At 45.4% G+C, this 20,589-nt stretch carries 20 protein-coding genes; 15 read left to right on the top strand and 5 right to left on the bottom strand.

All coding sequences use genetic code 11. The features are described from left to right. Positions 1–108: 108 nt before the first annotated feature. From ACS8FC_RS01705 to ACS8FC_RS01635, 15 genes are all read left to right on the top strand, one after another. Entirely contained in the window at positions 109–453 is a 345-nt protein-coding gene (locus ACS8FC_RS01705) for a DMT family transporter (protein WP_439261757.1), read from the top strand. A 31-nt stretch (positions 454–484) separates the two neighbouring features. Beyond that, positions 485–1,066 carry a TetR/AcrR family transcriptional regulator gene (locus ACS8FC_RS01700; RefSeq protein WP_439261756.1) on the top strand — a complete coding sequence of 194 codons (582 nt, stop codon included), beginning with the start codon at positions 485–487 and terminating at the stop codon, positions 1,064–1,066. A gap of 123 nt (positions 1,067–1,189) precedes the next feature. Then, positions 1,190–2,704, top strand: coding sequence for a betaine-aldehyde dehydrogenase (gene betB, locus ACS8FC_RS01695; RefSeq protein ID WP_439261755.1), 1,515 nt, complete (start codon positions 1,190–1,192; stop codon positions 2,702–2,704). Between the two features lie 117 nt (positions 2,705–2,821). Next, positions 2,822–4,522: a choline dehydrogenase gene (betA, locus tag ACS8FC_RS01690; protein ID WP_439295683.1), complete on the top strand. Its 1,701-nt coding sequence runs from the start codon at positions 2,822–2,824 to the stop codon at positions 4,520–4,522. Between the two features lie 392 nt (positions 4,523–4,914). Continuing rightward, positions 4,915–6,960 (top strand): choline BCCT transporter BetT, encoded by a 2,046-nt coding sequence (gene betT, locus ACS8FC_RS01685; RefSeq protein ID WP_439295682.1) that lies wholly within the window; start codon positions 4,915–4,917, stop codon positions 6,958–6,960. 264 nt (positions 6,961–7,224) lie between these two features. Continuing rightward, on the top strand, positions 7,225–7,713 hold the full coding sequence (locus ACS8FC_RS01680; RefSeq protein WP_439295681.1) for a M48 metallopeptidase family protein: 489 nt from the start codon (positions 7,225–7,227) through the stop codon (positions 7,711–7,713). A 418-nt stretch (positions 7,714–8,131) separates the two neighbouring features. Further along, positions 8,132–9,040 (top strand): urease accessory protein UreD, encoded by a 909-nt coding sequence (locus ACS8FC_RS01675; RefSeq protein ID WP_439295680.1) that lies wholly within the window; start codon positions 8,132–8,134, stop codon positions 9,038–9,040. 142 nt (positions 9,041–9,182) lie between these two features. After that, positions 9,183–9,485 carry an urease subunit gamma gene (gene ureA, locus ACS8FC_RS01670; RefSeq protein ID WP_058369263.1) on the top strand — a complete coding sequence of 101 codons (303 nt, stop codon included), beginning with the start codon at positions 9,183–9,185 and terminating at the stop codon, positions 9,483–9,485. 11 nt (positions 9,486–9,496) lie between these two features. Further along, positions 9,497–9,850 carry an urease subunit beta gene (locus ACS8FC_RS01665; RefSeq protein ID WP_439261750.1) on the top strand — a complete coding sequence of 118 codons (354 nt, stop codon included), beginning with the start codon at positions 9,497–9,499 and terminating at the stop codon, positions 9,848–9,850. Further along, the gene (gene ureC / locus ACS8FC_RS01660) at positions 9,847–11,550 is read left to right on the top strand and encodes an urease subunit alpha (protein ID WP_439295679.1); all 1,704 of its coding nucleotides are present in this window, start codon (positions 9,847–9,849) and stop codon (positions 11,548–11,550) included. The genes ACS8FC_RS01665 and ureC overlap by 4 nt, the downstream gene beginning before the upstream one ends. A 21-nt stretch (positions 11,551–11,571) precedes the next feature. Continuing rightward, entirely contained in the window at positions 11,572–12,150 is a 579-nt protein-coding gene (gene ureE / locus ACS8FC_RS01655; protein WP_439295678.1) for an urease accessory protein UreE, read from the top strand. Continuing rightward, complete coding sequence (locus ACS8FC_RS01650; RefSeq protein ID WP_439261747.1) at positions 12,125–12,847, top strand: urease accessory protein UreF; 723 nt, start codon at positions 12,125–12,127, stop codon at positions 12,845–12,847. The genes ureE and ACS8FC_RS01650 overlap by 26 nt, the downstream gene beginning before the upstream one ends. 97 nt (positions 12,848–12,944) lie before the next feature. Then, entirely contained in the window at positions 12,945–13,583 is a 639-nt protein-coding gene (ureG, locus tag ACS8FC_RS01645; protein WP_058369267.1) for an urease accessory protein UreG, read from the top strand. A gap of 137 nt (positions 13,584–13,720) precedes the next feature. After that, positions 13,721–14,320 (top strand): HupE/UreJ family protein, encoded by a 600-nt coding sequence (locus tag ACS8FC_RS01640; RefSeq protein ID WP_439261746.1) that lies wholly within the window; start codon positions 13,721–13,723, stop codon positions 14,318–14,320. Between the two features lie 206 nt (positions 14,321–14,526). Beyond that, a complete protein-coding gene (locus ACS8FC_RS01635) occupies positions 14,527–15,813 on the top strand; it encodes a RidA family protein (RefSeq protein WP_439295677.1) in 1,287 nt (428 codons plus the stop codon). A gap of 174 nt (positions 15,814–15,987) precedes the next feature. Here the strand turns inward: ACS8FC_RS01635 and ACS8FC_RS01630 are convergent, their stop codons facing one another. The 5 genes from ACS8FC_RS01630 to pstC form a co-directional block, all read right to left on the bottom strand. Continuing rightward, complete coding sequence (locus ACS8FC_RS01630; protein ID WP_439261744.1) at positions 15,988–16,365, bottom strand: MliC family protein; 378 nt, start codon at positions 16,363–16,365, stop codon at positions 15,988–15,990. A gap of 74 nt (positions 16,366–16,439) precedes the next feature. Continuing rightward, positions 16,440–17,225, bottom strand: coding sequence for a phosphate signaling complex protein PhoU (gene phoU, locus ACS8FC_RS01625; RefSeq protein WP_439261743.1), 786 nt, complete (start codon positions 17,223–17,225; stop codon positions 16,440–16,442). A gap of 241 nt (positions 17,226–17,466) precedes the next feature. Continuing rightward, entirely contained in the window at positions 17,467–18,387 is a 921-nt protein-coding gene (gene pstB / locus ACS8FC_RS01620) for a phosphate ABC transporter ATP-binding protein PstB (RefSeq protein ID WP_439261742.1), read from the bottom strand. Positions 18,388–18,590: 203 nt separating this feature from the next. Further along, positions 18,591–19,493 (bottom strand): phosphate ABC transporter permease PstA, encoded by a 903-nt coding sequence (pstA, locus tag ACS8FC_RS01615; protein WP_439261741.1) that lies wholly within the window; start codon positions 19,491–19,493, stop codon positions 18,591–18,593. Between the two features lie 64 nt (positions 19,494–19,557). Beyond that, positions 19,558–20,511: a phosphate ABC transporter permease subunit PstC gene (gene pstC / locus ACS8FC_RS01610; protein ID WP_439295676.1), complete on the bottom strand. Its 954-nt coding sequence runs from the start codon at positions 20,509–20,511 to the stop codon at positions 19,558–19,560. Positions 20,512–20,589 lie beyond the last annotated feature (78 nt).

Below are 20,589 nucleotides of genomic sequence, written 5' to 3'. Positions count from 1 at the left end.
TAAAATACCGTCTGTATGGTTTCTTTAAAATGTATTGATACATTTTATTATTGGCCCTTTTACGCTCAATCGAGAGAATATGCTTGATTTAAAACAGGTAATTTAATTATGAGTCCTACCACTATTGCTTACGGTTATCTCGCGATTGCTATCATTTGTGAAGTGGTTGGCACGACGTTTTTAGTCAAGTCAGAGCAATTTACGCGTTTGGTGCCAACCCTGATTATGGGTGTGCTTTATGCCATCTCGTTTTATTTATTGACCCAAACCCTCAAGACCATTCCACTTGGCATCGCTTATGCGCTGTGGGGTGGACTGGGTATCGTGCTGACCTCGCTCGTTGGTATCGTATTTTTTAAGCAAAGCCTTGATACAGCAGCAGTGGTAGGCATTGCGATGATTGTTGGTGGTGTGGTGGTGATGAACTTACTGTCTAATTCTGTGGTGCACTGACAGGTAGGGGAAAATGAACATGGAAATAAAAATGGAAATACAGAACGCGCATAAACGTAAAAAACAGCCAGAACTCGTACGGCGGGCGCTGCTTGATGAGGCAGCACGTATCACGCTAGAGCAGGGTTTATCTAAAGTGACCTTTCAAGCGGTGGCGGATGCTGTCGGCGTGACCAAAGGCGGAGTGATGCATCATTTTGCTACCAAAGATGCGCTTATCTTGGAGGTGTTTTATGACGCGATGGCCAAGTTTGAGGCAGAAGTTAATCAAGCCATGGCAAAGGACCCTGTCCGCTATGGCTCTTTTACCCGCGCTTATATCGATGCCACGATTAGCTTGGGCGAAAAAGGCCAAGCCGAGTTTAATAGCCAAGCCACGCTGTATGTGCTGATGCTAGGAGATCGGATGCTGCGTGAACGTTGGGCTGAGTGGTCAAATGAGCAGCTAAAAAAGCACGCTGATACCGACAATACTGAAACGCTATGTATGGTGCGTCTGGTTGCCGATGGTATTTGGCTCTCGGACTTTTCAGGTATCGATATCTCGGACAAAATCTCATTGCGTAAGCGCCTGATAAATATGACGCAGCAAGACTTTGATAAACAGCCTTGATAACTGATTTTGACAAACAGCTTTGATCAATAACACGCACGCAGAAAATTTAACCTTTAACCCATGACGGCATGATTTACTTAACGCTTTTTTATAAAGCTTCAGTCGCCCTAAGGAAAACTTATGACAACTACTCAGACAAACGTAAATAATTTACAAGACATTATTGATTTAACACAAACGCAGACCGCTTATATTAACGGTCGTTATCTGGCTGTCGACGACTCGTTAACTACCTTTGACGATATTAATCCAGCGACTGGTGAGGTGCTGGCGACCATTCAGCAAACGACTGCTGAGCAGATTAATGAAGCGGTAAAAGCGGCGCAACAAGGCCAAAAACTATGGGCAGCGATGACAGCAGTTGAGCGCGGCCGTATTTTGTCAAAGGCAGTTGAGATATTGCGCGAGCGTAATGATGTTCTGGCGTTACTTGAGACCAAAGACACGGGTAAAGCTTACTCTGAGACCAAGTATGTCGATATCGTAACCGGTGCTGATGTCGTTGAATATTATGCAGGGCTTGCACCAATGATTGAAGGTCGTCAGATTCCGCTGCGTGATAGCAGCTTTGTTTATACGCGTCAGGAGCCACTCGGCGTCGTCGCCGGTATTGGTGCGTGGAACTATCCTATTCAAATCGCCATGTGGAAAGCTGCACCTGCATTGGCCGCAGGTAATGCGATGATTTTTAAACCATCAGAAGTCACGCCATTAACTGCTTTAAAACTAGCAGAAATATTTACCGAAGCGGGTTTGCCAGATGGCGTTTTTAACGTCGTGCAAGGTAATTACGAAGTGGGCGAAGCATTAACCCAGCATCCTGATATCGCCAAAGTATCGTTTACGGGCGGTGTGCCGACTGGTAAAAAAGTCATGTCGAGCGCAGCATCATCGTCGCTTAAAGACGTGACCTTAGAGCTTGGTGGTAAGTCACCATTAATCATATTTGAAGACGCTGACATCGATACCGCTGCTGACATCGCAATGATGGCGAACTTTTATAGCAGTGGTCAGGTCTGTACCAATGGCACGCGCGTGTTTATCCCTAAAGCGCTACAAGCCAAGTTTGAGCAAGCTATCTTAACGCGTGTTGAGCGTATTAAGCTCGGCGATCCAATGGACGAGAACATCAATATGGGTCCAATGGTCAGCTTTACGCACATGGAGAGAGTGCTTGGCTATATCGAGCAAGGTAAAGAGGGCGGCGCGCGTGTATTGACTGGCGGCGAACGTATCACCTCAGGCGAACTTGCCAATGGCGCGTTTGTCGCACCAACTGTGTTCACCGATTGCAGCGATGATATGACTATTGTACGCGAGGAAATCTTTGGCCCAGTGATGTCGATATTGACTTATGAGACCGAAGAAGAAGTCATTCGCCGTGCCAATGATACCGAGTACGGCTTGGCAGCAGGGGTCGTGACCGCTGATTTGACTCGCGCACATCGAGTAATCGGTCAGATTGAAGCGGGTATTTGCTGGCTAAATACGTGGGGTGAATCACCTGCGCAAATGCCAGTGGGTGGTTATAAGCATTCGGGTATTGGCCGTGAGAATGGTATTGAAGCCCTTGAGCACTATACACAGACCAAATCTATCCAAGTAGAGTTGGGTGCGTTTGAATCGGTATTTTAATAAACTGTATTGAGAAAATTCTTAATCAGTAAGATTGATTCATTTGGGCTAATTTGTCCTTTTGATTCAATTTTACTGATATTAAATGATTTATTTTTCAATATTATGGAGCATTTTATGACAACAACCACACCTGAATATGACTACATCATTGTCGGTGCAGGCTCAGCCGGAAATGTGCTGGCCACGCGCTTGACCGAAGATGCCAACATTAAGGTGTTGCTGTTAGAAGCGGGTCGTCCAGACCATCGCCTAGACTTTCGCACCCAGATGCCAGCAGCGCTCGCGATGCCGTTACAAGGCACCACTTATAACTGGGGATACAAAACCGATCCCGAGCCGAATATGAATAATCGCGTGATGGACTGCGGTCGCGGTAAAGGGCTTGGTGGCTCATCACTCATCAATGGCATGTGCTATATCCGTGGCAATGCGCTCGATTTTGACGATTGGGCGAAAATCAAAGGCTTAGAAGATTGGACTTATTCAGACTGTCTGCCTTACTTTAAAAAGCTAGAAAACTGCGACGCTGGCGAGAATGATTATCATGGCGTCGGTGGTCCGGTTGAGATGACCACTTCAAAGCCAGGAGTCAATCCGCTGTTTGAAGCGATGATTGAAGCGGGCGTGCAAGCTGGGTATCCAAGCACAGATGATCTAAACGGTTATCAGCAAGAAGGCTTTGGGCCAATGGATCGTTTTGTGACGCCCAATGGTCGCCGCGCATCAACGGCTCGCGGTTATCTTGACCGTGCCAAACCGCGTAGCAATATCACCATTTTAACTGGTGCATTGACCGATGTGATTTTGTTCGATGGCAAGCGTGCCGTAGGCGTTAAAGTAGAACACCAAGGTCAAACCAAAAACTTTTACGCATCTCGTGAAGTGATTGTCTCTTCTGGCGCGATTGCTTCACCGCAACTGTTGCAGCGTTCAGGTATTGGTCCTGGTCAATGGCTTAAAGATGTAGGCGTGACTGAGATTTTAGATTTACCGGGTGTCGGTAATAATTTACAAGACCATCTAGAGCTGTATATGCAGTACGAATGTAAGTTGCCGGTCTCGATCGCACCTGCCAATAAATGGTGGAATAAGCCAGCGATTGGTGCTGAATGGTTGTTTATGGGGACGGGACTTGGCGCCTCCAATCAGTTTGAAGGTGGCGGCTTTATCCGTACTGATGAGAAGTTTACCCATCCTAATATCCAGTATCATTTCTTGCCGTTAGCGGTGCGTTACGATGGCCGCAGTGCGGTGAACTCTCATAGTTTTCAAGCACACGTAGGTTCATTGCGCTCGCCAAGTCGTGGCCGCGTCAAGTTGACCTCAAAAGATCCAAGCGCTCATCCGAGTATCTTATTTAACTATATGTCTCATGAGCAAGACTGGCAGGAGTTCCGCGCTGCGATGCGTATCACTCGTGAGATTATGCATCAGCCAGCACTCGATCCTTATCGCGGACGTGCTATTGCGCCGACCGATGATTTGGTGACCGATGCGCAGTTGGATGAGTACGTTCGTAACCACAGTGAGACGGCGTATCACCCATCTTGTACTTGTCCGATGGGCGAAGGCAATGATTCGGTAGTCAATGGAGAAGGGCTGGTGCATGGTATTAGTGGCTTACGAGTCGTTGATGCTTCTATCATGCCAAATATAATTAGTGGTAACCTTAACGCGACCACCATTATGCTGGCAGAAAAAATCGTTGATAAGATGCGCGGCAAGCAATTACCGCGCTCGACGGCAGATTATTATGTCGCCAATGGCGCTCCGCTAAGAGCCGAGCCGATGCGTGATTACAGCTCTGTTATTTAAACGATTTTATAAGCTATTGAACACTATTAGATAATTTCAACAAGAAGGCCTTTCGAAGTAAAGGTCTTTTTTATCAGCGCTATAGTCGTTCCATTAGAAAAGTATTACTGCGTTAACCTCACTTGAAGTATTAAGTATACATCTACATTCGGTTGCCTTGTACTACTTTTAAATTGACTCGACTATTAGATGAAAAAAACGAATACCTTTATGGTTGAATTTTAAATCATTTACTCTGTTATTTAAGTAGTAAATTTTAAATAGCAGTTTTTGTTTATTGGTACTGCTTTGTGCGTCATGCGGTTATACGTATTTTATTTGACTATCAGTCATAAAGTTATGACGGACCAAGCAATATCAGACCCTGTTTCATTTACCTATTGAGGTCTTTTATGTACAGCTCGCCATCAGAAGATGCGACGAAATCCCTGACTCTAAATAAGACGGTTTTTTTAGGTTCAGCTATTATTTCTATTTTATTGATAATCTGGACGATCATGTTTCCAGATTATAGCGAGACATTATTGAGCGCTGGCATGGCATGGGTATCAGAGAGTTTTGGCTGGTACTACATGCTGGTGGTAGCCGCTTATAGTATTTTTGCTTTGTTTGTTGGCTTCTCTAAATATGGCGACATCAAGCTCGGTCAAGACCACGAAAAAGCCCAGTTCCCCTTTTTAGCATGGGCGGCAATGCTGTTCTCTGCCGGTATCGGAATTGATTTATTGTTCTTTGGTGCGTCTGAGCCGTTGATGCATTATTTGACGCCGCATACGGGGCTTGAGCCTGGCAGTGAGGCGGCCATGCGTGAAGCATTGTCGCAGACCTTTTTACATTGGGGTCTACATGGCTGGGGTATTTATGCCTTAATCGGTATGGCATTGGCATACTTTGCTTATCGTAAAAATATGCCATTGGCACTACGCTCACCACTGACACCTATCTTTGGCGAGCGCCTAATCAAGGGCTGGCTTGGTGATGGTATTGATACCTTTGGTGTCGTCTGTACGCTGATGGGTATTGCGACTAGCCTAGGCATTGGGGTATTGCAGGCCAATGCGGGTTTAACTCATGTTTTCGGTATCGAGTCTAGCAAAATGGTGCAGAGCCTGATTATCTTGGGCGTGGTCGCTGCTGCGGCTATCTCTGCGATGACAGGCGTAGAAAGAGGCGTACGCCGTCTATCTGAATTCAATATGCTGGCATCAATTTTGCTATTGATTGCCATATTGGTGCTGGGTAATACGATTTATTTGCTCAACACCTTTACCCAAAGTATCGGTCAGTATTTCCAAACCATCGTTTTCAAAACATTCGACGTTTATGCCTATGACGGTACTGCTGGTGCCGATTGGAAATCAGGCTGGACGATATTTTTCTGGGCATGGTGGGTTGCTTGGGCGCCATTTGTAGGCTTATTTATTGCGCGTATCAGCCGTGGTCGTACTTTGCGCGAGTTTGTATTTGGCGTGATGTTTATCCCGCTAGGTTTCATCTTTGCATGGTTCTCTATCTTTGGTAATTCAGCCATAGACCTAGTCGCCAATGGTGCAACTGAGCTTGGCGAAATTGCAGTCAATGATGCAGCGATGGGCATGTTTGCCTTGTTTGAGTACTTTCCTTACAGTGATATTTTATCATTTGCTGGCGTGGTCATTGGACTTATATTCTTTGTGACTTCAGCTGACTCAGGCGCTTTGGTACTCGCGAACCTAAGCTCGAGAGGCATGACCAATGATACTGACGCGCCTGTATGGCTGCGTTTGTTTTGGGCGGCGGCAACGGGTTTGATTACCCTAGGCTTACTGTTCGCAGGTGGCTTTGCATCATTACAGTCCGTTTCTGTGATTGCCGGTTTGCCGTTCTCGCTTATTTTAGTTCTTTACATGATGTCGATGTGGACCTCATTAAAAGAAGAAGGTAATAAACGTAAAGCCAGCACCCTTGGCACTGCAAACGTGCTAGATAGCGGTAAGAGCTGGAAAGCACGTCTGCAACGTATTGTCAGCTTCCCAGGGCACGCACAAGTTGAAAGATTTTTGCAAAATACTGTCATGCCAGCGATGACCGAGGTTGAAAAAGAGCTGAAAGCAGGCGGTCTTAACACTTCTCTAGATATTCGTAATCTTGATAATATCAGTGAAAGTATAGATGCTGGTAAGGGTCAAGATGAAGGTCAGATAGATGGCGTAAAACTGCGTGTCGGTCATGGCGATGAAGATGACTTTGTGTATGAAGTTAATCTCATCAAAGCTGAGCGTCCTAACTTTACGCTGAATACTTCGACCAAGCATGCAGAATTTTACTACCGTGCTGAAGTGTTCTTGAGTGATGGTTCGCAAGAGTATGACTTGGTTGGCTACACCAAGGAGCAAGTGCTGGTCGATATTCTACATCAGTACGAGTGCCATCTACAGTATCTACATTTAGAGCGTTAATTGGCTAGATGTTAACTGGCTATATGTAGTGACGAGATTGTCTTTTATATGACCCCATAAGTTGAATGCAGCTTATGGGGTTTATTTATGAACTGGCTATAGGTAAATAGGTGTTATAAAGTAAAATATATAGAGACAAGTTTTAAAGTATAGTCAGTGAGAAGTGATATCTATACATCATATACCAGCAGTACCGTAGCGTTTTCAAGGTATTTTCAAGGTGTTTTAACTAGGACATACCCTGTATCAGCAAAGGATAAATTTGTGACCACACTCAAATACATCGCTCATTATTCTGAGCATATCCAAAGCCAAGCGGCACTGCTCATCAGTGAGGGCAGGCTAGGAGAGTACCTAGAAAATAAATACCCTGATCAGCACCAAGTGCAAAGCGATAAGGCGCTGTATCAATATATAAACGACATAAAAAACCAATCTATGCGCAAAATTGGCCCATTATCGAATGTCAGTTATAGCAGTAAGTTAAAAGTTCTTAAGCATGCGCTGGGTATTCATACTACCCAGTCTCGCGTACAAGGCAGTAAGCTAAAATCGCATAACAGTATTACGGTAGCGAGCTTATTTAAAGAAGCGCCACCTGAGTTTTTACGCATGATAGTCGTTCATGAATTGGCGCATTTTAAAGAGCATGAGCACAACAAGGCTTTTTATCAATTATGCTGCCACATGGAGCCAGATTATCATCAGTTTGAGTTGGACACACGCTTGTGGTTGCACTGGCGTGAGTTGTGATTTGATTAATTGTACCGATTTAACTCATTGATATGACTTAGATTCAACCATAGTTTACTCTTCGCTATATTCCCAGTATTATCTTGACAAGCCTATACGAATGGCCTATAAGAGTTATAGAGTATAGGCTATTTCATAAGCGTTTTTTACGCATAGAATAATCAACGCCAAAACATACTAAAGGATATATCTAATATTTTGATGTTTGATCTGACGATTATTACTTTACAGTTTTGAGGCAATCAATGCCTATACTTTGACATTCATTAATGGCTGTTAAGCCAGTGTTGTCAACCTTACCTGCGCACGTGAACGATTTTGATCATTTTGCTTAAGTTCATTACCTGCCTATCAGGACGATTAGGTGACGATTCAGCGATATATGTCGCGCTGGGTTTATAAAAAGGGAATTGATGGAATGATGACATTATCCGATAGTTCTACAATACAACAAACCGCTACAGACTCAGGACACCACTTCGATGCCAACCGTCATTGGGCAGCATTTTTGACGTTGGGGTTTGGGGCTCATGCTGATGGTGATACCCATATCACTCGTATGAATATAGCGCGCCATTATGGTCCCTTACGTGTCCAAAGACCATTCTACCCTGAAGGTCGCGATGGTTGCTGTCATGTCTATCTGCTACATCCACCAGGTGGTATCGCTAGCGGTGATACGCTCAACATCGATGTCACTGTAGCGTCAAACGCGCATACTTTGCTAACGACAACTGCTGCCAATAAGCTTTATAAAGCTGATAGCAATGGCGTTGCTTGGAATCAGCATACCTATCTAAAAATTGCTAATGACGCTACTTTAGAATGGCTACCACAAGAAACGTTGGCTTTTGACGGTTCTCGCGGCGAGCAGACCATCATCATTGATTTAGAAGACAATGCTAAATGCTTGGGGTGGGAGATTCTCGGTCTTGGCCGTCCTGCCAGTAAGCTACCTTTCGTCAGTGGCCGTCTCGAACAGCGCTTTCATCTCACTCGTAATGGGCGTCCGTTATGGATAGAGCGCCAATGCATAGACCCCGATCATCCCAGATTCGCTGGCATGTGGGGTCAGGGCGGTGCCACCGTCCATGCGACGCTATGGGCAGTTGGACTGGACGATCCGCTAGAGGCCATCACTGCACTACGTGAGCATATACCCGCTGCCAATCATTGGGCAGTTACCTATCGTCGCGGCGTATTGCTGCTACGCTATTTAGGCGTTGAGCGTAACGAAGCTTGGGAGTTATTCCAGCAAGCACGAGAAGTGCTACGTCCGCGATTGACCGGACACAACGCTATCACACCACGAATTTGGTTGACTTAACGATTGGTGCCCAAGCATTTGCTTGGGGGCTGCCAAACGCTTTTATCTGTCTATTTATTAATAATTAATAACATAAGCCTTCTAATGACATAGGCTTTCCAAAAAACAATAACGATAACCATAATATAAGAAGGAGTCAGCGATGGAATTAACGCCAAGAGACAAAGATAAATTGCTATTGTTTACTGCAGGGCTACTTGCTGAGCGCCGCAAAGCTAAAGGCCTCAAACTGAATTATCCTGAAGCAATAGCGCTGATCAGTTGCGCCATTATGGAAGGTGCGCGTGAAGGCCGTACTGTGGCGGAAATGATGAGTGCCGGGCGCGAAATCCTTACTCGAGATGACGTTATGGATGGCATCGCTGAGATGATCGAAAGCCTGCAAGTTGAGGCAACTTTTCCCGACGGCACAAAGCTTGTGACCGTTCATAACCCTATTGTCTGAGGAGACTTGCTATGATTCCTGGTGAATATCAGCTAAAGAGCGATGACATTGAGTTATGTGTCGATCGTGAACCTATCACTATCAACGTCGCAAACACGGGTGACCGTCCTATCCAAGTCGGCTCTCACTATCACTTTGCCGAGACCAACGCAGCTCTAGATTTCGACCGTAAAAAAGCGTATGGACACCGCTTGGCAATTGCGGCAGGTATGGCGATACGTTTTGAGCCGGGTCAACACCGTGATGTACCCTTAATTCCTTTTTCAGGCTTACGCCATATTTATGGTTTCCGTGGTGAGGTAATGGGTCCCTTAGATCAGGATCAGGGTCAGAACCAAAACTCAGACTCAGGAGCGAACTTATGAAAATTACTCGCCAAGCTTATGCAGATATGTATGGTCCAACGACTGGCGATAGAATTCGTTTAGGCGATACTGAGCTGTGGATTGAGATCGAAAAAGACTACACGCATTATGGTGAAGAGGTTATGTTCGGTGGTGGCAAAGTGATTCGTGATGGTATGGGGCAAAGTCAGCGCTGCGACGATGCCGTGATGGATACCGTCATTACCAATGCTATCATTATCGACTGGTGGGGTATCGTGAAAGCCGATGTGGGTCTAAAAAATGGCCACATCGCTGCTATAGGAAAAGCCGGCAACCCTGATACCCAACCTGATGTCGATATCGTCATTGGCCCTGGTACCGAAATTATAGCCGGTGAAGGTCAGATTTTGACGGCAGGTGCTGTCGATACTCATGTGCATTATATTTGTCCGCAGCAGGTGGACGAAGCATTAATGAGTGGCCTAACGACTATGATTGGCGGCGGTACGGGACCAGCGACTGGCTCAATCGCGACCACTCATACCCCAGGTCCCTGGCATCTAGGCAAAATGATGCAAGCCGTGGATGACCTGCCCATTAATATTGGTTTTCTTGGTAAAGGTAGTGCTAGCACGCCAGAAGCGCTGGTGCAACAAGTAGAAGCGGGCGCAATGAGTCTAAAAATCCATGAAGATTGGGGCGCGACGCCAGCCTCTATTAGCAATGCCTTAGATGTGGCCGATCGCTATGATATACAGATTGCTATTCATGCCGATAGCTTAAATGAGTCAGGCTTTGTAGAAGATACAGTAGCGGCGTTTAAAGATCGCTGTATTCATACCTACCATTCTGAAGGTGCTGGTGGTGGTCATGCGCCCGATATTATCGTCGCTTGTAGCCTGCCCAACGTCTTACCATCATCTACCAATCCGACACGCCCTTATACGATTAATACCGTTGATGAGCATCTCGATATGTTGATGGAGTGCCATAATCTAGACCCAAGTATCCCAGAGGACGTCGCCTTTGCCGATTCGCGTATCCGCCGCGAGACTATTGCTGCCGAAGACATCCTCCATGATATGGGGGTGATTTCGATGATTTCATCTGACTCACAAGCGATGGGCCGTATTGGCGAAGTAGTGTGCCGCACTTGGCAAACTGCGCACAAAATGCGCCTACAACGTGGTCTGTTACCAGAAGATGAGGAACGCGGGACGGATAACTTCCGTGTGAAGCGCTACATTGCTAAATACACTATAAATCCAGCCATCACTCATGGCGTTGGTCATGAAGTTGGTTCTATCGAAGTGGATAAGCTGGCAGATTTGGTATTGTGGAAGCCGGGCTTTTTTGGCGTTAAGCCATCAATTATCCTCAAAGGCGGCATGATAGCGGGCGCTGCAATGGGTGATCCCAATGCGGCTATTTCTACGCCGCAACCAGTGCATTATCGCCGTATGTTTGGTGCACTTGGTCGTGCTGCCGCTGCCACTCGAATCACTTTTGTCAGTCAAGCGGCAATGAATACAGGCCTAGAAGAAAAGCTTGGTCTAAAGAGCAGGCTGGTTGCGTGTAAAAACGTCCGTCAAATGCGTAAGAGCGATATGAAGCTCAATGACGCCTGCCCAGAGCTGACAGTAGATCCACAAACTTATGAAGTTCGCGCAGATGGCGTGTTATTAACTTGTGAGCCACTGTCTGAATTACCATTAGCCCAACGTTATCATTTGTTTTAAAGCGCTTGTAAGGATATCAATATGCTTGAATTAATAAAAAGAATCGACGGCAACACTCAGGCCGATGTAAACGACACCCTGACGCTACCTTATGAGCTACGCATACGTGGCCGCTTAAAAGCGGTGACTGATAGCGGCCTCGATGTTGGTTTGTTCCTTGATCGAGGTCCGGTACTGCGTCATGGTGATTTACTACAAGCGAGCAGTGGCGAGATCGTCCAAGTGTTTGCCGCTGATGAACCAGTTACTACCGCTTATGTTGAGAGCGGTTTGGCATTGGGACGACTTGGCTATCACTTAGGTAATCGTCATGTATCGCTCGCCCTTGGTAGCGACGAAGATGGACGTTATTGGGTGCGGTTCCCACCAGATCATGTGTTAGAAGAATTGGCAGTTCTGCTGGGAGCTACCTTGAGCCATCACCAGGCGCCATTTGATCCAGAGTCTGGTGCTTATGCGCAAGCTGGCCGTGAACATTCTCATGCCCATGAACATGCACACGCCCATTCTCATTCACACGAACACACGGATGACCACTCTCACGAACACCATCATGCCCATGGACATTCCCATAATGACGACCATAACCATGCACACTGATGTACAGCCAGAAGCAACCAGCGATCTGGCGCTGCTGGGACTGATGCAACTGATTAGCCCTGCATTGCCAATCGGTGCATTCGCTTGGTCGCAGGGCCTAGAGAGTGCATTTGAGCTTGGCTGGGTATGTAATGAGACTGAGCTTGGCGAGTGGTTAGAGGGCGTACTTGACGATGGCTTGTCTCGCTGCGAATTACCAGTACTGGCACGCTTGCAAACCTGCTGGGAGAATGGTGACAGTGAAGGTCTGGCCTTTTGGAATGACTGGATACATGCCAACCGTGAGACCGCTGAGCTGAGCGACGAAGACATACGTTTGGGACAAGCACTGATGCGCTTGCTCAACAGTTTAGAGTTGCAGCCGCAGACAGCCTTAGGTCATGCGAAGTTACCAGAAGATCCCGGTTACGTGACCGTTTTTGCTTGGACTGCCCATCAGCGACAAGTACCGATACGCCAGAGTTTACTCGGCTTTGCTTGGGGCTGGCTGGAAAACCAACTGGCGGTTGCCTGTAAAGCGATGCCATTAGGTCATACTGCCGCACAGCGTTTAAACGAGCAACTACGCCCGCAACTGGTCGCTGCCGTTGATACCGCGCTGGCTTTAACCGATGAGCAGTTAGGTCCGATTTTACCGGGCTTAGCGCTCGGTAGTGCCCAGCACGAAACCCAATATTCAAGATTATTTAGAAGCTAATCGTTTTTTATTTACGATCGCTTTAATGCTATAACCTCTTCGATTTTATAACCGCTTTGACTCATACATTTTGACTAATATATAAGGAAAAATAGCCATGAAACATTGTTTAAGAGTAGGTGTCGGTGGACCAGTTGGTTCTGGCAAAACGGCCTTATTACGCCAGTTATGTAGCGCCTTAAAAGATCACTACGACATTGCCGTGGTTACCAACGATATCTACACCCGTGAAGATGCTGACTTTTTACTTAAGCACGACGCCTTGCCTGCTGATCGTATTCTTGGTGTGGAAACAGGCGGCTGTCCGCATACGGCCATCCGCGAAGACGCTTCTATGAATCTGGCCGCAATCGATGATTTGCAAACGCGTCATCCTAATCTAGAGCTAGTGTTAGTAGAGTCTGGCGGCGATAACTTAGCCGCGACCTTTAGCCCAGAGCTTTCTGATTTAACTCTATACGTCATCGATGTCGCTGCTGGTGACAAAATCCCTCGTAAAGGCGGCCCCGGTATTACCAAATCAGATTTGCTAATTATCAATAAAATTGATATCGCTGAATATGTACACGCCTCCCTAGATGTGATGGAACGTGACTCGAAAAAAATGCGCGGCGAGCGTCCATTTATATTCACCAACTTGTATGACGGTGTAGGCGTAGAAGAAATCATTAGCTTTATTTTAAAGCAGGGCATGTTACCTGAGCGTCGTCCTGGAAAGCTAAGCGCTGATGCTTAAGAATAAGTGCTTAATTATTAATACTTAACTGCCAGTGCTTAACTATCAGTGCTTAAACGCCTTTATAGTACAAGCAAGATATAAAAAGTAGTTATATACCAGTTAACAATAAACAAAAAGAACAGAGGGAGAATACCATGAATAAAATGACTAAGTTGCCAGTGGCGAAACTATTAATGACCATCGGGCTGATGCTGACGGCCACTTTAGCCGTTGCCCATCCTGGCCATGGCGAGCATGTGAGCAATGGTTTTCTTAGTGGTTTATTGCATCCATTAATGGGTCTTGACCACTTATTGGCCATGGGTGCGATTGGTTTTTGGAGTATTCGCCAAAACACTACGATGAAACGTGGCACGCCTTTATTTGTCGTCGGTGGCATGATAGCGGGCGCAGGCCTCGCATGGGCTGGTGTTAGTTTGGCTGGGATAGAGACAGGCATTGCCATGTCAGTCTTGCTAGTCGGTGTACTAATCGCGACGCTTGCAAAACTGCCGACTGCTGTTGGTGGCACTTTGGTTGCGCTGTTTATGGTCGCCCACGGTTATGCTCACGGAACTGAGATGACCCAAGGTTCAAGCTTACTGCTTTATATGGCTGGCTTCGTAGTCGCAACCTTAGCCATTACCTTTGTCGGTCGCGGTCTCGGCACCATGATGCTCAAAGCCGATAACCGTATTACTCGTGCATTAGGCGGCGTGGTTGCTATCATTGGTGGGGTATTGGCTGCTGGCTAATCGCTACTAGCTGATCTTCACTAGCTAGTCTCTACTAGTGCTGCAACCCAGTTATCATGATAAATCTAAAAAGCCGCACAGATTTCTTGCGGCTTTTTGAGTTTAATTTTCTCGTCTTGTTCCATAGCTAGCTTTTTATAGAAAACGATAAAACTGTATCAAACTGAGATTTATATAAAAACACATATCAAATAGGGAATACCGATATGAATGACACTACTAATCACGCTATTAATGACACTATCATAAAAGTATCAAGAAACACGGACATTGCTCCGCAAAATTTACTGTCTACGCAAACTGTTGCTTTTTCGCATTACAACTATATCTCAGCGCAATTACCTGTCAATATTACTACCGGTGATTTGGTTGCGAACGATATAAAAGTCCAAGCCGCGCAGTGCTTAAAAAATATCAAAACCATTGTAGCAAGCATCGATCATGACATGAATGATGTGATCAAAATTAATATATTTTTAAAAAACATCGAAGACATTAAATACATCGATACGATTTACCCCGCATTTTTTCAAGGCTATCTGCCGACACGGACGGTCATAGCAGTAGCAGCACTACCCATGGATGATGCTTTGGTACAAATGGACGCTGTTATCTCAAACGGTGAAGGTACGTATCCGCAAGCACCCGTTGAGCTGGTAAAAGTACCAAAAAACAATGAACAAGTACCAAAAGATTCAGTATCGCCGCATACGATCGCTTTTTCCCATTACAATAATATCTCAGCGCAACTGCCTGTCGATATTGAAACTGGTAAGCTGGTCGCTGGTGGTGTCAAAGAGCAGACGCAGCAATGCCTACAAAACATTGAAGCGATTTTAGAAAGTATCGACGTTCCTCTTCAAGAAATTGTCAAAGTAAATATCTTTTTAAAGAGTCTTGCCGATGTGGACGTGGTAAATGACGTTTATAAAGAATTCTTTCCAGAGTCAACCAGTGATGGAAGCGCGGCCTATTTACCGGCACTGACGATGGTGATAGCGTCAGATTTACAGCTAGATGCTTTGGTACAGATTGATGCTATCGTGTCTCATGGAAATGGCACACCGCCACAAGCCACTGAAGATAAACATAGCATCACTATTAAGGCTAACAATACCGATAAAGCGCCGAAGAACCCGTTATCGACACAAACGGTGGCGTTCTCTCATTACAACCATCTCTCAGGTCAATTACCTATAAATCCTGAAACAGGCAAACTAATCGATGGTGATATAAAAGCGCAGACCAAACAGTGCTTAGAAAATATCAAAGCCATTGTAGAAAGTATCGATCATGTTATGGACGATGTGGTAAAAATGACCATCCAACTTACAGACATCACGGATATCGATGCGGTAAATGATATTTATAAGACCTTCTTCAATAACGACTTGCCAGCCAGAACAGTGATTGGTGTTGCCGCTATTCCTATGGATGCTTTGATACAGATTGACACTGTCATATCTAATGCCGAAGGTACGCCACCAGCTTGAGAATAGTAATTGTTGATAACAGGACTTTTTAAGAAAAAAGTGCCAGTCATTTCAACGACGGGCACTTTTTTTAGATCTTCCTAGTAATATGAAGAGGGTTTATTTAGAAAAAATGTTATTTAAAAAGGCGAGCTGTTTGAAAAGAGAACGGTTTAAAAAATAATATGATGGCTTTTATAGTCGGCAAGTAACGCTGTATTTACGATCGTTTACTGAGCGGATACTCAGGACGCCAACATTGGCTTTAGTCTGCCATTCGTAGCTGGCTTTAGAGCTTGACTCCTTAACATAACGAGCACCAGAACCTGATACTGCTCGTTTAAGATTAACTCTTTTATTGCGTAAGCCAAGCTTAGGAAGGGTCAAGCTTAAGTTAGCGAATTTGCCATTCGCTGAATAAATAGCAGTCACCTTACTATTATCTTCACAGCTAAAAGCATAAGATTTTTGTATTTGAGGCTTATGCCCACTATGGCCATTATTTATTGGTGCATTAGTCGCACATGCTGCTAATAATAAAATAGTAGGGGTTACAACCAGTAATTTTTTCATGATATTTCTCGATAGCACTACGGGCTGATAAGGGTAGCAATGCGAGACGTATCTTACAATAAGTTGTGTCTATTTTATTGGCTTCTATTATCATTTGTTGTGCCGATATCTGCCACTGGCACGTCGTTAGTTCGGCGCGCCGCCATCCGATCATTGGCTTCTTGCACCGCTTTTTCGACCAGCGCATAGTCCGAATGGCGTACATCTTGTCCGCTGATATAGTTGATAACCAGCTCAGCGATGTTTTGCGCATGATCACCAATACGCTCAAGCGCGCGCAACACCCACACGATATTGATGACCTTGGAGACGTGGCGCGCGTCCTCCATGATATAAGTCATCAAGGCACGAATCGCTGACTGATATTCCTCATTGACCACATCATCATTGCGCATCACTTCAAATGCCTGCTCAGCATTCGACTGACTAAAGGCTTCTAGCGCATTATGTAGCATGATACGAACCTGATTGCTGAGATGTTGAACCTCAGCGTAACCGTATGATGATTTGCCTTGTGCTGCAAGTTTATTGGCCATTTTGGCGATTTTGACCGCTTCATCGCCGATGCGCTCCAGATCTACCACGCCTTTACTGATGGACATTACCAAGCGCAAATCACTGGCCGCTGGCTGACGCTTGGCGACCAATAACAAGATATGCTCATCAAGCTCGACCTCCTGCCGATTGATTTCAAAATCCATCTCGATGACTTCTTGCGCCAGTGTGTCATCCTTGTCGATAAGGGCGTGAATGGCTTTGGCAACTTGGCTAGCTGCATGGTCGCCCATCACTAAAAACAGACGAATCGCCTCATCCAAATCTTGATCAAAACTTTTGGAGATGTGCTTGTCACTTTGCATAAGAGGTATTTCCTAAATATCTGTATTTTAGTGTAGTCAGTTCAACCTAAAAGAAGGGCACTGTTAATGGCGTGCTGCTGGGATAAATTTTCCTCGCTTGCTGTGCGCAGGCCAGACAGATGCTTCGCAAAATTCACCCCAGCAGTACATATATCTTTTTAAAATGAAACGACTATAACGAGATATGTTTTTTAATTTGTGTAAATAGCTTTAGTCTGCTGTACTTTTAATTTGCACAGCGTTAACCATAACGACCAGTAATGTAGTCTTCCGTCGCTTTTTGCGTAGGCGTGGTAAATACTTGGTCCGTCTCGCCCATCTCAATCATATCGCCCAAATACATATAGACTGTATAGTCTGACACTCGCGCAGCCTGTTGCATGTTATGAGTAACGATGGCAATGGTGTAGTCGTTTTTTAGGTCTTCAATCAAATCCTCAATGGCGCCTGTCGAGAGTGGGTCAAGTGCAGAGGTTGGCTCATCAAGTAACAGCACTTCAGGCTTGGTAGCGACACTACGAGCGATACACAGTCGTTGCTGCTGTCCGCCTGATAAAGACAAGCCTGAAGCTTTGAGCTTGTCTTTTACTTCTGGCCATAATGCCGATTTTTTTAGTGCCCATTCCACGCGATTATCGAGCTCAGCTTTGCTTAATTTTTCATAGAGACGCACACCAAAGGCGACATTGTCATAGATGGACATCGGGAACGGGGTTGGCTTTTGAAACACCATGCCCACTTGCGCGCGTAGTAGGTTGACATCGACGTCTTTACCTAAGATGTTTTTGCCATCAAGATTGATATTGCCTTCTGCACGCATGCCGGGATATAAGTCATACATACGATTAAAAGTACGTAGCAGAGTCGATTTTCCGCAACCTGACGGGCCGATAAAGGCAGTGACCTTTTTATCAGGAATGTCGATATTGATGTTTTTTAGTGCCTGAAAATCACCATAATAAAAGCTTAAATCACGAATCTGCATTTTTGCTGCAGGCATGTTTTTGGGAATATCATGCAGTGTTTGCTTAGTTAGGTTTGCCGCATCTGGCTGCTGCATTTGCGCTGCCGTCGACATTGGCCTATTTAGTAGATTGCCTGTCGGCGTCTTGAAGTTATTCGTATTAGTTGTTGTACGGACTTTGCTTATGACGTCATTCATAATGTTATCCAACCTAGCTTAATGAATATAAATTTAAGTAAATGGTGTAGTTGATCTACTTTAAAAACGACCCAGTGTTGTTGGAATATATTTCGCGCGGCCTCTGTCGGCGTAGGCACAGCACGCAAGTGAAATTTATTCCAGCAACACATGTCAAAAACGCATCATTTTTATTTAGTAACTGCTTTTATTTGGTTTGTCTGCTATTTGCTGGAGCTGCGACCACCGATGAATCTTGCCAAGACATTTAGGACCAATACCGAAGCGGTAATGAGCAGTGCAGCGGCCCATGCAAGTGCATGCCAATTGTCATAAGGGCTCATCGCAAACTGATAAATGGTATTAGGCAAGTTAGCAATTGGCTGACTCATATCGGTACTAAAGTATTGGTTGTTTAATGCCGTAAATAGTAATGGCGCTGTCTCACCCGTGATTCTGGCAAAGGCCAACAGCACACCAGTGGTCAGCCCTGCTCGAGCCGCTTTAATAGTGACTTGCGTTACCATTTTCCATTTAGGCGTACCCAGTGCATAGGCCGCTTCACGAATACTGTTGGGCACTAAGTTAAGCATGTTCTCAGTCGTACGCACGACAACAGGAATGACAATGAGTGCCAATGCCAGTGCGCCGGCCCAACCAGAAAAGCTTTGGCCTTTTACCATCAACGCATAAATAAAGAGACCAATGACAATCGAAGGTGCAGAGAGCAAAATATCGTTTAAGAAGCGCGTCACCTTGCCAAGCATGCTGCCATGAGAGAACTCAGACAAATAAATCCCTGTCATCAAGCCAATAGGCGCGCCGATAAACAATCCCGAAAATGCCAACATCACGGAACCGACAATGGCGTTACGTAAACCACCTGCGCTCATTGGCGGCGGAGTGTCGGCGGTAAAGATAGGCATTTGCACCATGCCTTGAAAGCCTTCTACAAAAAGCGTTACCAATATCCAAAACAGCCAAATCAAGCCAAAAACCATCGCTGACATGGCAAAACCCAAACCGAGCTTGTTGGCCCAGCGCCGCTTGTTATAAAGGCGCTTGTTATAACGATCTTCAAAGCTTGTCTTAACAGGTAACGCTGAATTCATAGCATTAGTAGGCATAACACTCATTTCCCATATTCTTATCAGTACCAATAACCATTAAAATCTATCAAAAATCCAGCTACTATCGATTACCTGCTTTATGATCCATGCGCATCAGCATGAGCTTAGCCAAAGACAGCACAATGAAAGTGATGACAAATAGAATTAAGCCTAAATGTAATAACGACGCCAGATGTAGCTCACTAGAGGCTTCGGCGAATTCATTGGCAAGGGCAGAGGTAATGGTGACCCCAGAAGTAAATAGACTTGGACTGATATTAAAGGCGTTGCCGATGAGGAAGGTCACGGCCATCGTTTCACCCAATGCACGACCCAATCCCAAAATGACACCGCCTACGACGCCCGCTTTGGTATAGGGCAAGATAATCTTAAACATAACTTCCCAAGTCGTCGCACCCATGCCGTAAGCCGATTCTTTTAATAAATCCGGCACCACGGAAAAGACATCACGCATGGTGGCCGCGATAAAAGGAATAATCATAATGGCAAGTACCAGTGAAGCGGTAAACATACCGAGTCCCATTGGTGCACCCACAAATAGCTTACCGATGATAGGCAGTGGACCGACGTGTTCGATAAACCACGGCTGAATGTGATCGCCAAAAAATGGCGCAAATACAAACAATCCCCACATACCGTAAATGATAGAGGGAATACCTGCCAGTAGTTCAATGGCGATACCAAGTGGCTTTTTTAAGAAATTCGGGCACATCTCGGTCAGAAATATCGCAATACCAAAGCTGACTGGCACGGCGATTAAAATCGCGATAAACGAAGTGACAAGCGTGCCATAAATAGGCGCTAGCGCACCGTACTCATTGGCAACCGTATCCCAGTTATTACTGGTATAAAAGCCGAGACCAAATGCTTGAATACTTGGCCAAGCCCCGATGATTAATGAGACCAAAATGCCGCCCAAGGATAAGAGAACGAGGATGGCAAAAGCCTTAGTTGCATTAACGAATAGCGCGTCGTAACGTTTTTGTTTAGCCAGTTGGGACCTTAGGTCATTCATAAGTGTCTCAGCATCAAATAGGGTTAAATCAAAAGATTCAAAAGATTAATCAGGTCTTATCACAGCAAACTAAATTTT

It is taken from the genome of Psychrobacter sp. 1Y4, from assembly GCF_051847555.1.
The sequence above is the reverse complement of the archived record's forward strand: the minus strand, read 5'-3'. Positions and strand labels throughout refer to the sequence as shown.

Bases quoted from the DNA above. Each gene is read 5' to 3' on its own strand.
- ACS8FC_RS01705 (WP_439261757.1), top strand. From the start codon at position 109: ATGAGTCCTACCACTATTGCTTACGGTTATCTCGCGATTGCTATCATT.
- ACS8FC_RS01700 (WP_439261756.1), top strand. From the start codon at position 485: ATGGAAATACAGAACGCGCATAAACGTAAAAAACAGCCAGAACTCGTA.
- betB (WP_439261755.1), top strand. From the start codon at position 1,190: ATGACAACTACTCAGACAAACGTAAATAATTTACAAGACATTATTGAT.
- betA (WP_439295683.1), top strand. From the start codon at position 2,822: ATGACAACAACCACACCTGAATATGACTACATCATTGTCGGTGCAGGC.
- betT (WP_439295682.1), top strand. From the start codon at position 4,915: ATGTACAGCTCGCCATCAGAAGATGCGACGAAATCCCTGACTCTAAAT.
- ACS8FC_RS01675 (WP_439295680.1), top strand. From the start codon at position 8,132: ATGATGACATTATCCGATAGTTCTACAATACAACAAACCGCTACAGAC.
- ureA (WP_058369263.1), top strand. From the start codon at position 9,183: ATGGAATTAACGCCAAGAGACAAAGATAAATTGCTATTGTTTACTGCA.
- ACS8FC_RS01665 (WP_439261750.1), top strand. From the start codon at position 9,497: ATGATTCCTGGTGAATATCAGCTAAAGAGCGATGACATTGAGTTATGT.
- ureC (WP_439295679.1), top strand. From the start codon at position 9,847: ATGAAAATTACTCGCCAAGCTTATGCAGATATGTATGGTCCAACGACT.
- ureE (WP_439295678.1), top strand. From the start codon at position 11,572: ATGCTTGAATTAATAAAAAGAATCGACGGCAACACTCAGGCCGATGTA.
- ACS8FC_RS01650 (WP_439261747.1), top strand. From the start codon at position 12,125: ATGACGACCATAACCATGCACACTGATGTACAGCCAGAAGCAACCAGC.
- ureG (WP_058369267.1), top strand. From the start codon at position 12,945: ATGAAACATTGTTTAAGAGTAGGTGTCGGTGGACCAGTTGGTTCTGGC.
- ACS8FC_RS01640 (WP_439261746.1), top strand. From the start codon at position 13,721: ATGAATAAAATGACTAAGTTGCCAGTGGCGAAACTATTAATGACCATC.
- ACS8FC_RS01635 (WP_439295677.1), top strand. From the start codon at position 14,527: ATGAATGACACTACTAATCACGCTATTAATGACACTATCATAAAAGTA.
- ACS8FC_RS01630 (WP_439261744.1), bottom strand. From the start codon at position 16,365: ATGAAAAAATTACTGGTTGTAACCCCTACTATTTTATTATTAGCAGCA.
- phoU (WP_439261743.1), bottom strand. From the start codon at position 17,225: ATGCAAAGTGACAAGCACATCTCCAAAAGTTTTGATCAAGATTTGGAT.
- pstB (WP_439261742.1), bottom strand. From the start codon at position 18,387: ATGAATGACGTCATAAGCAAAGTCCGTACAACAACTAATACGAATAAC.
- pstA (WP_439261741.1), bottom strand. From the start codon at position 19,493: ATGCCTACTAATGCTATGAATTCAGCGTTACCTGTTAAGACAAGCTTT.
- pstC (WP_439295676.1), bottom strand. From the start codon at position 20,511: ATGAATGACCTAAGGTCCCAACTGGCTAAACAAAAACGTTACGACGCG.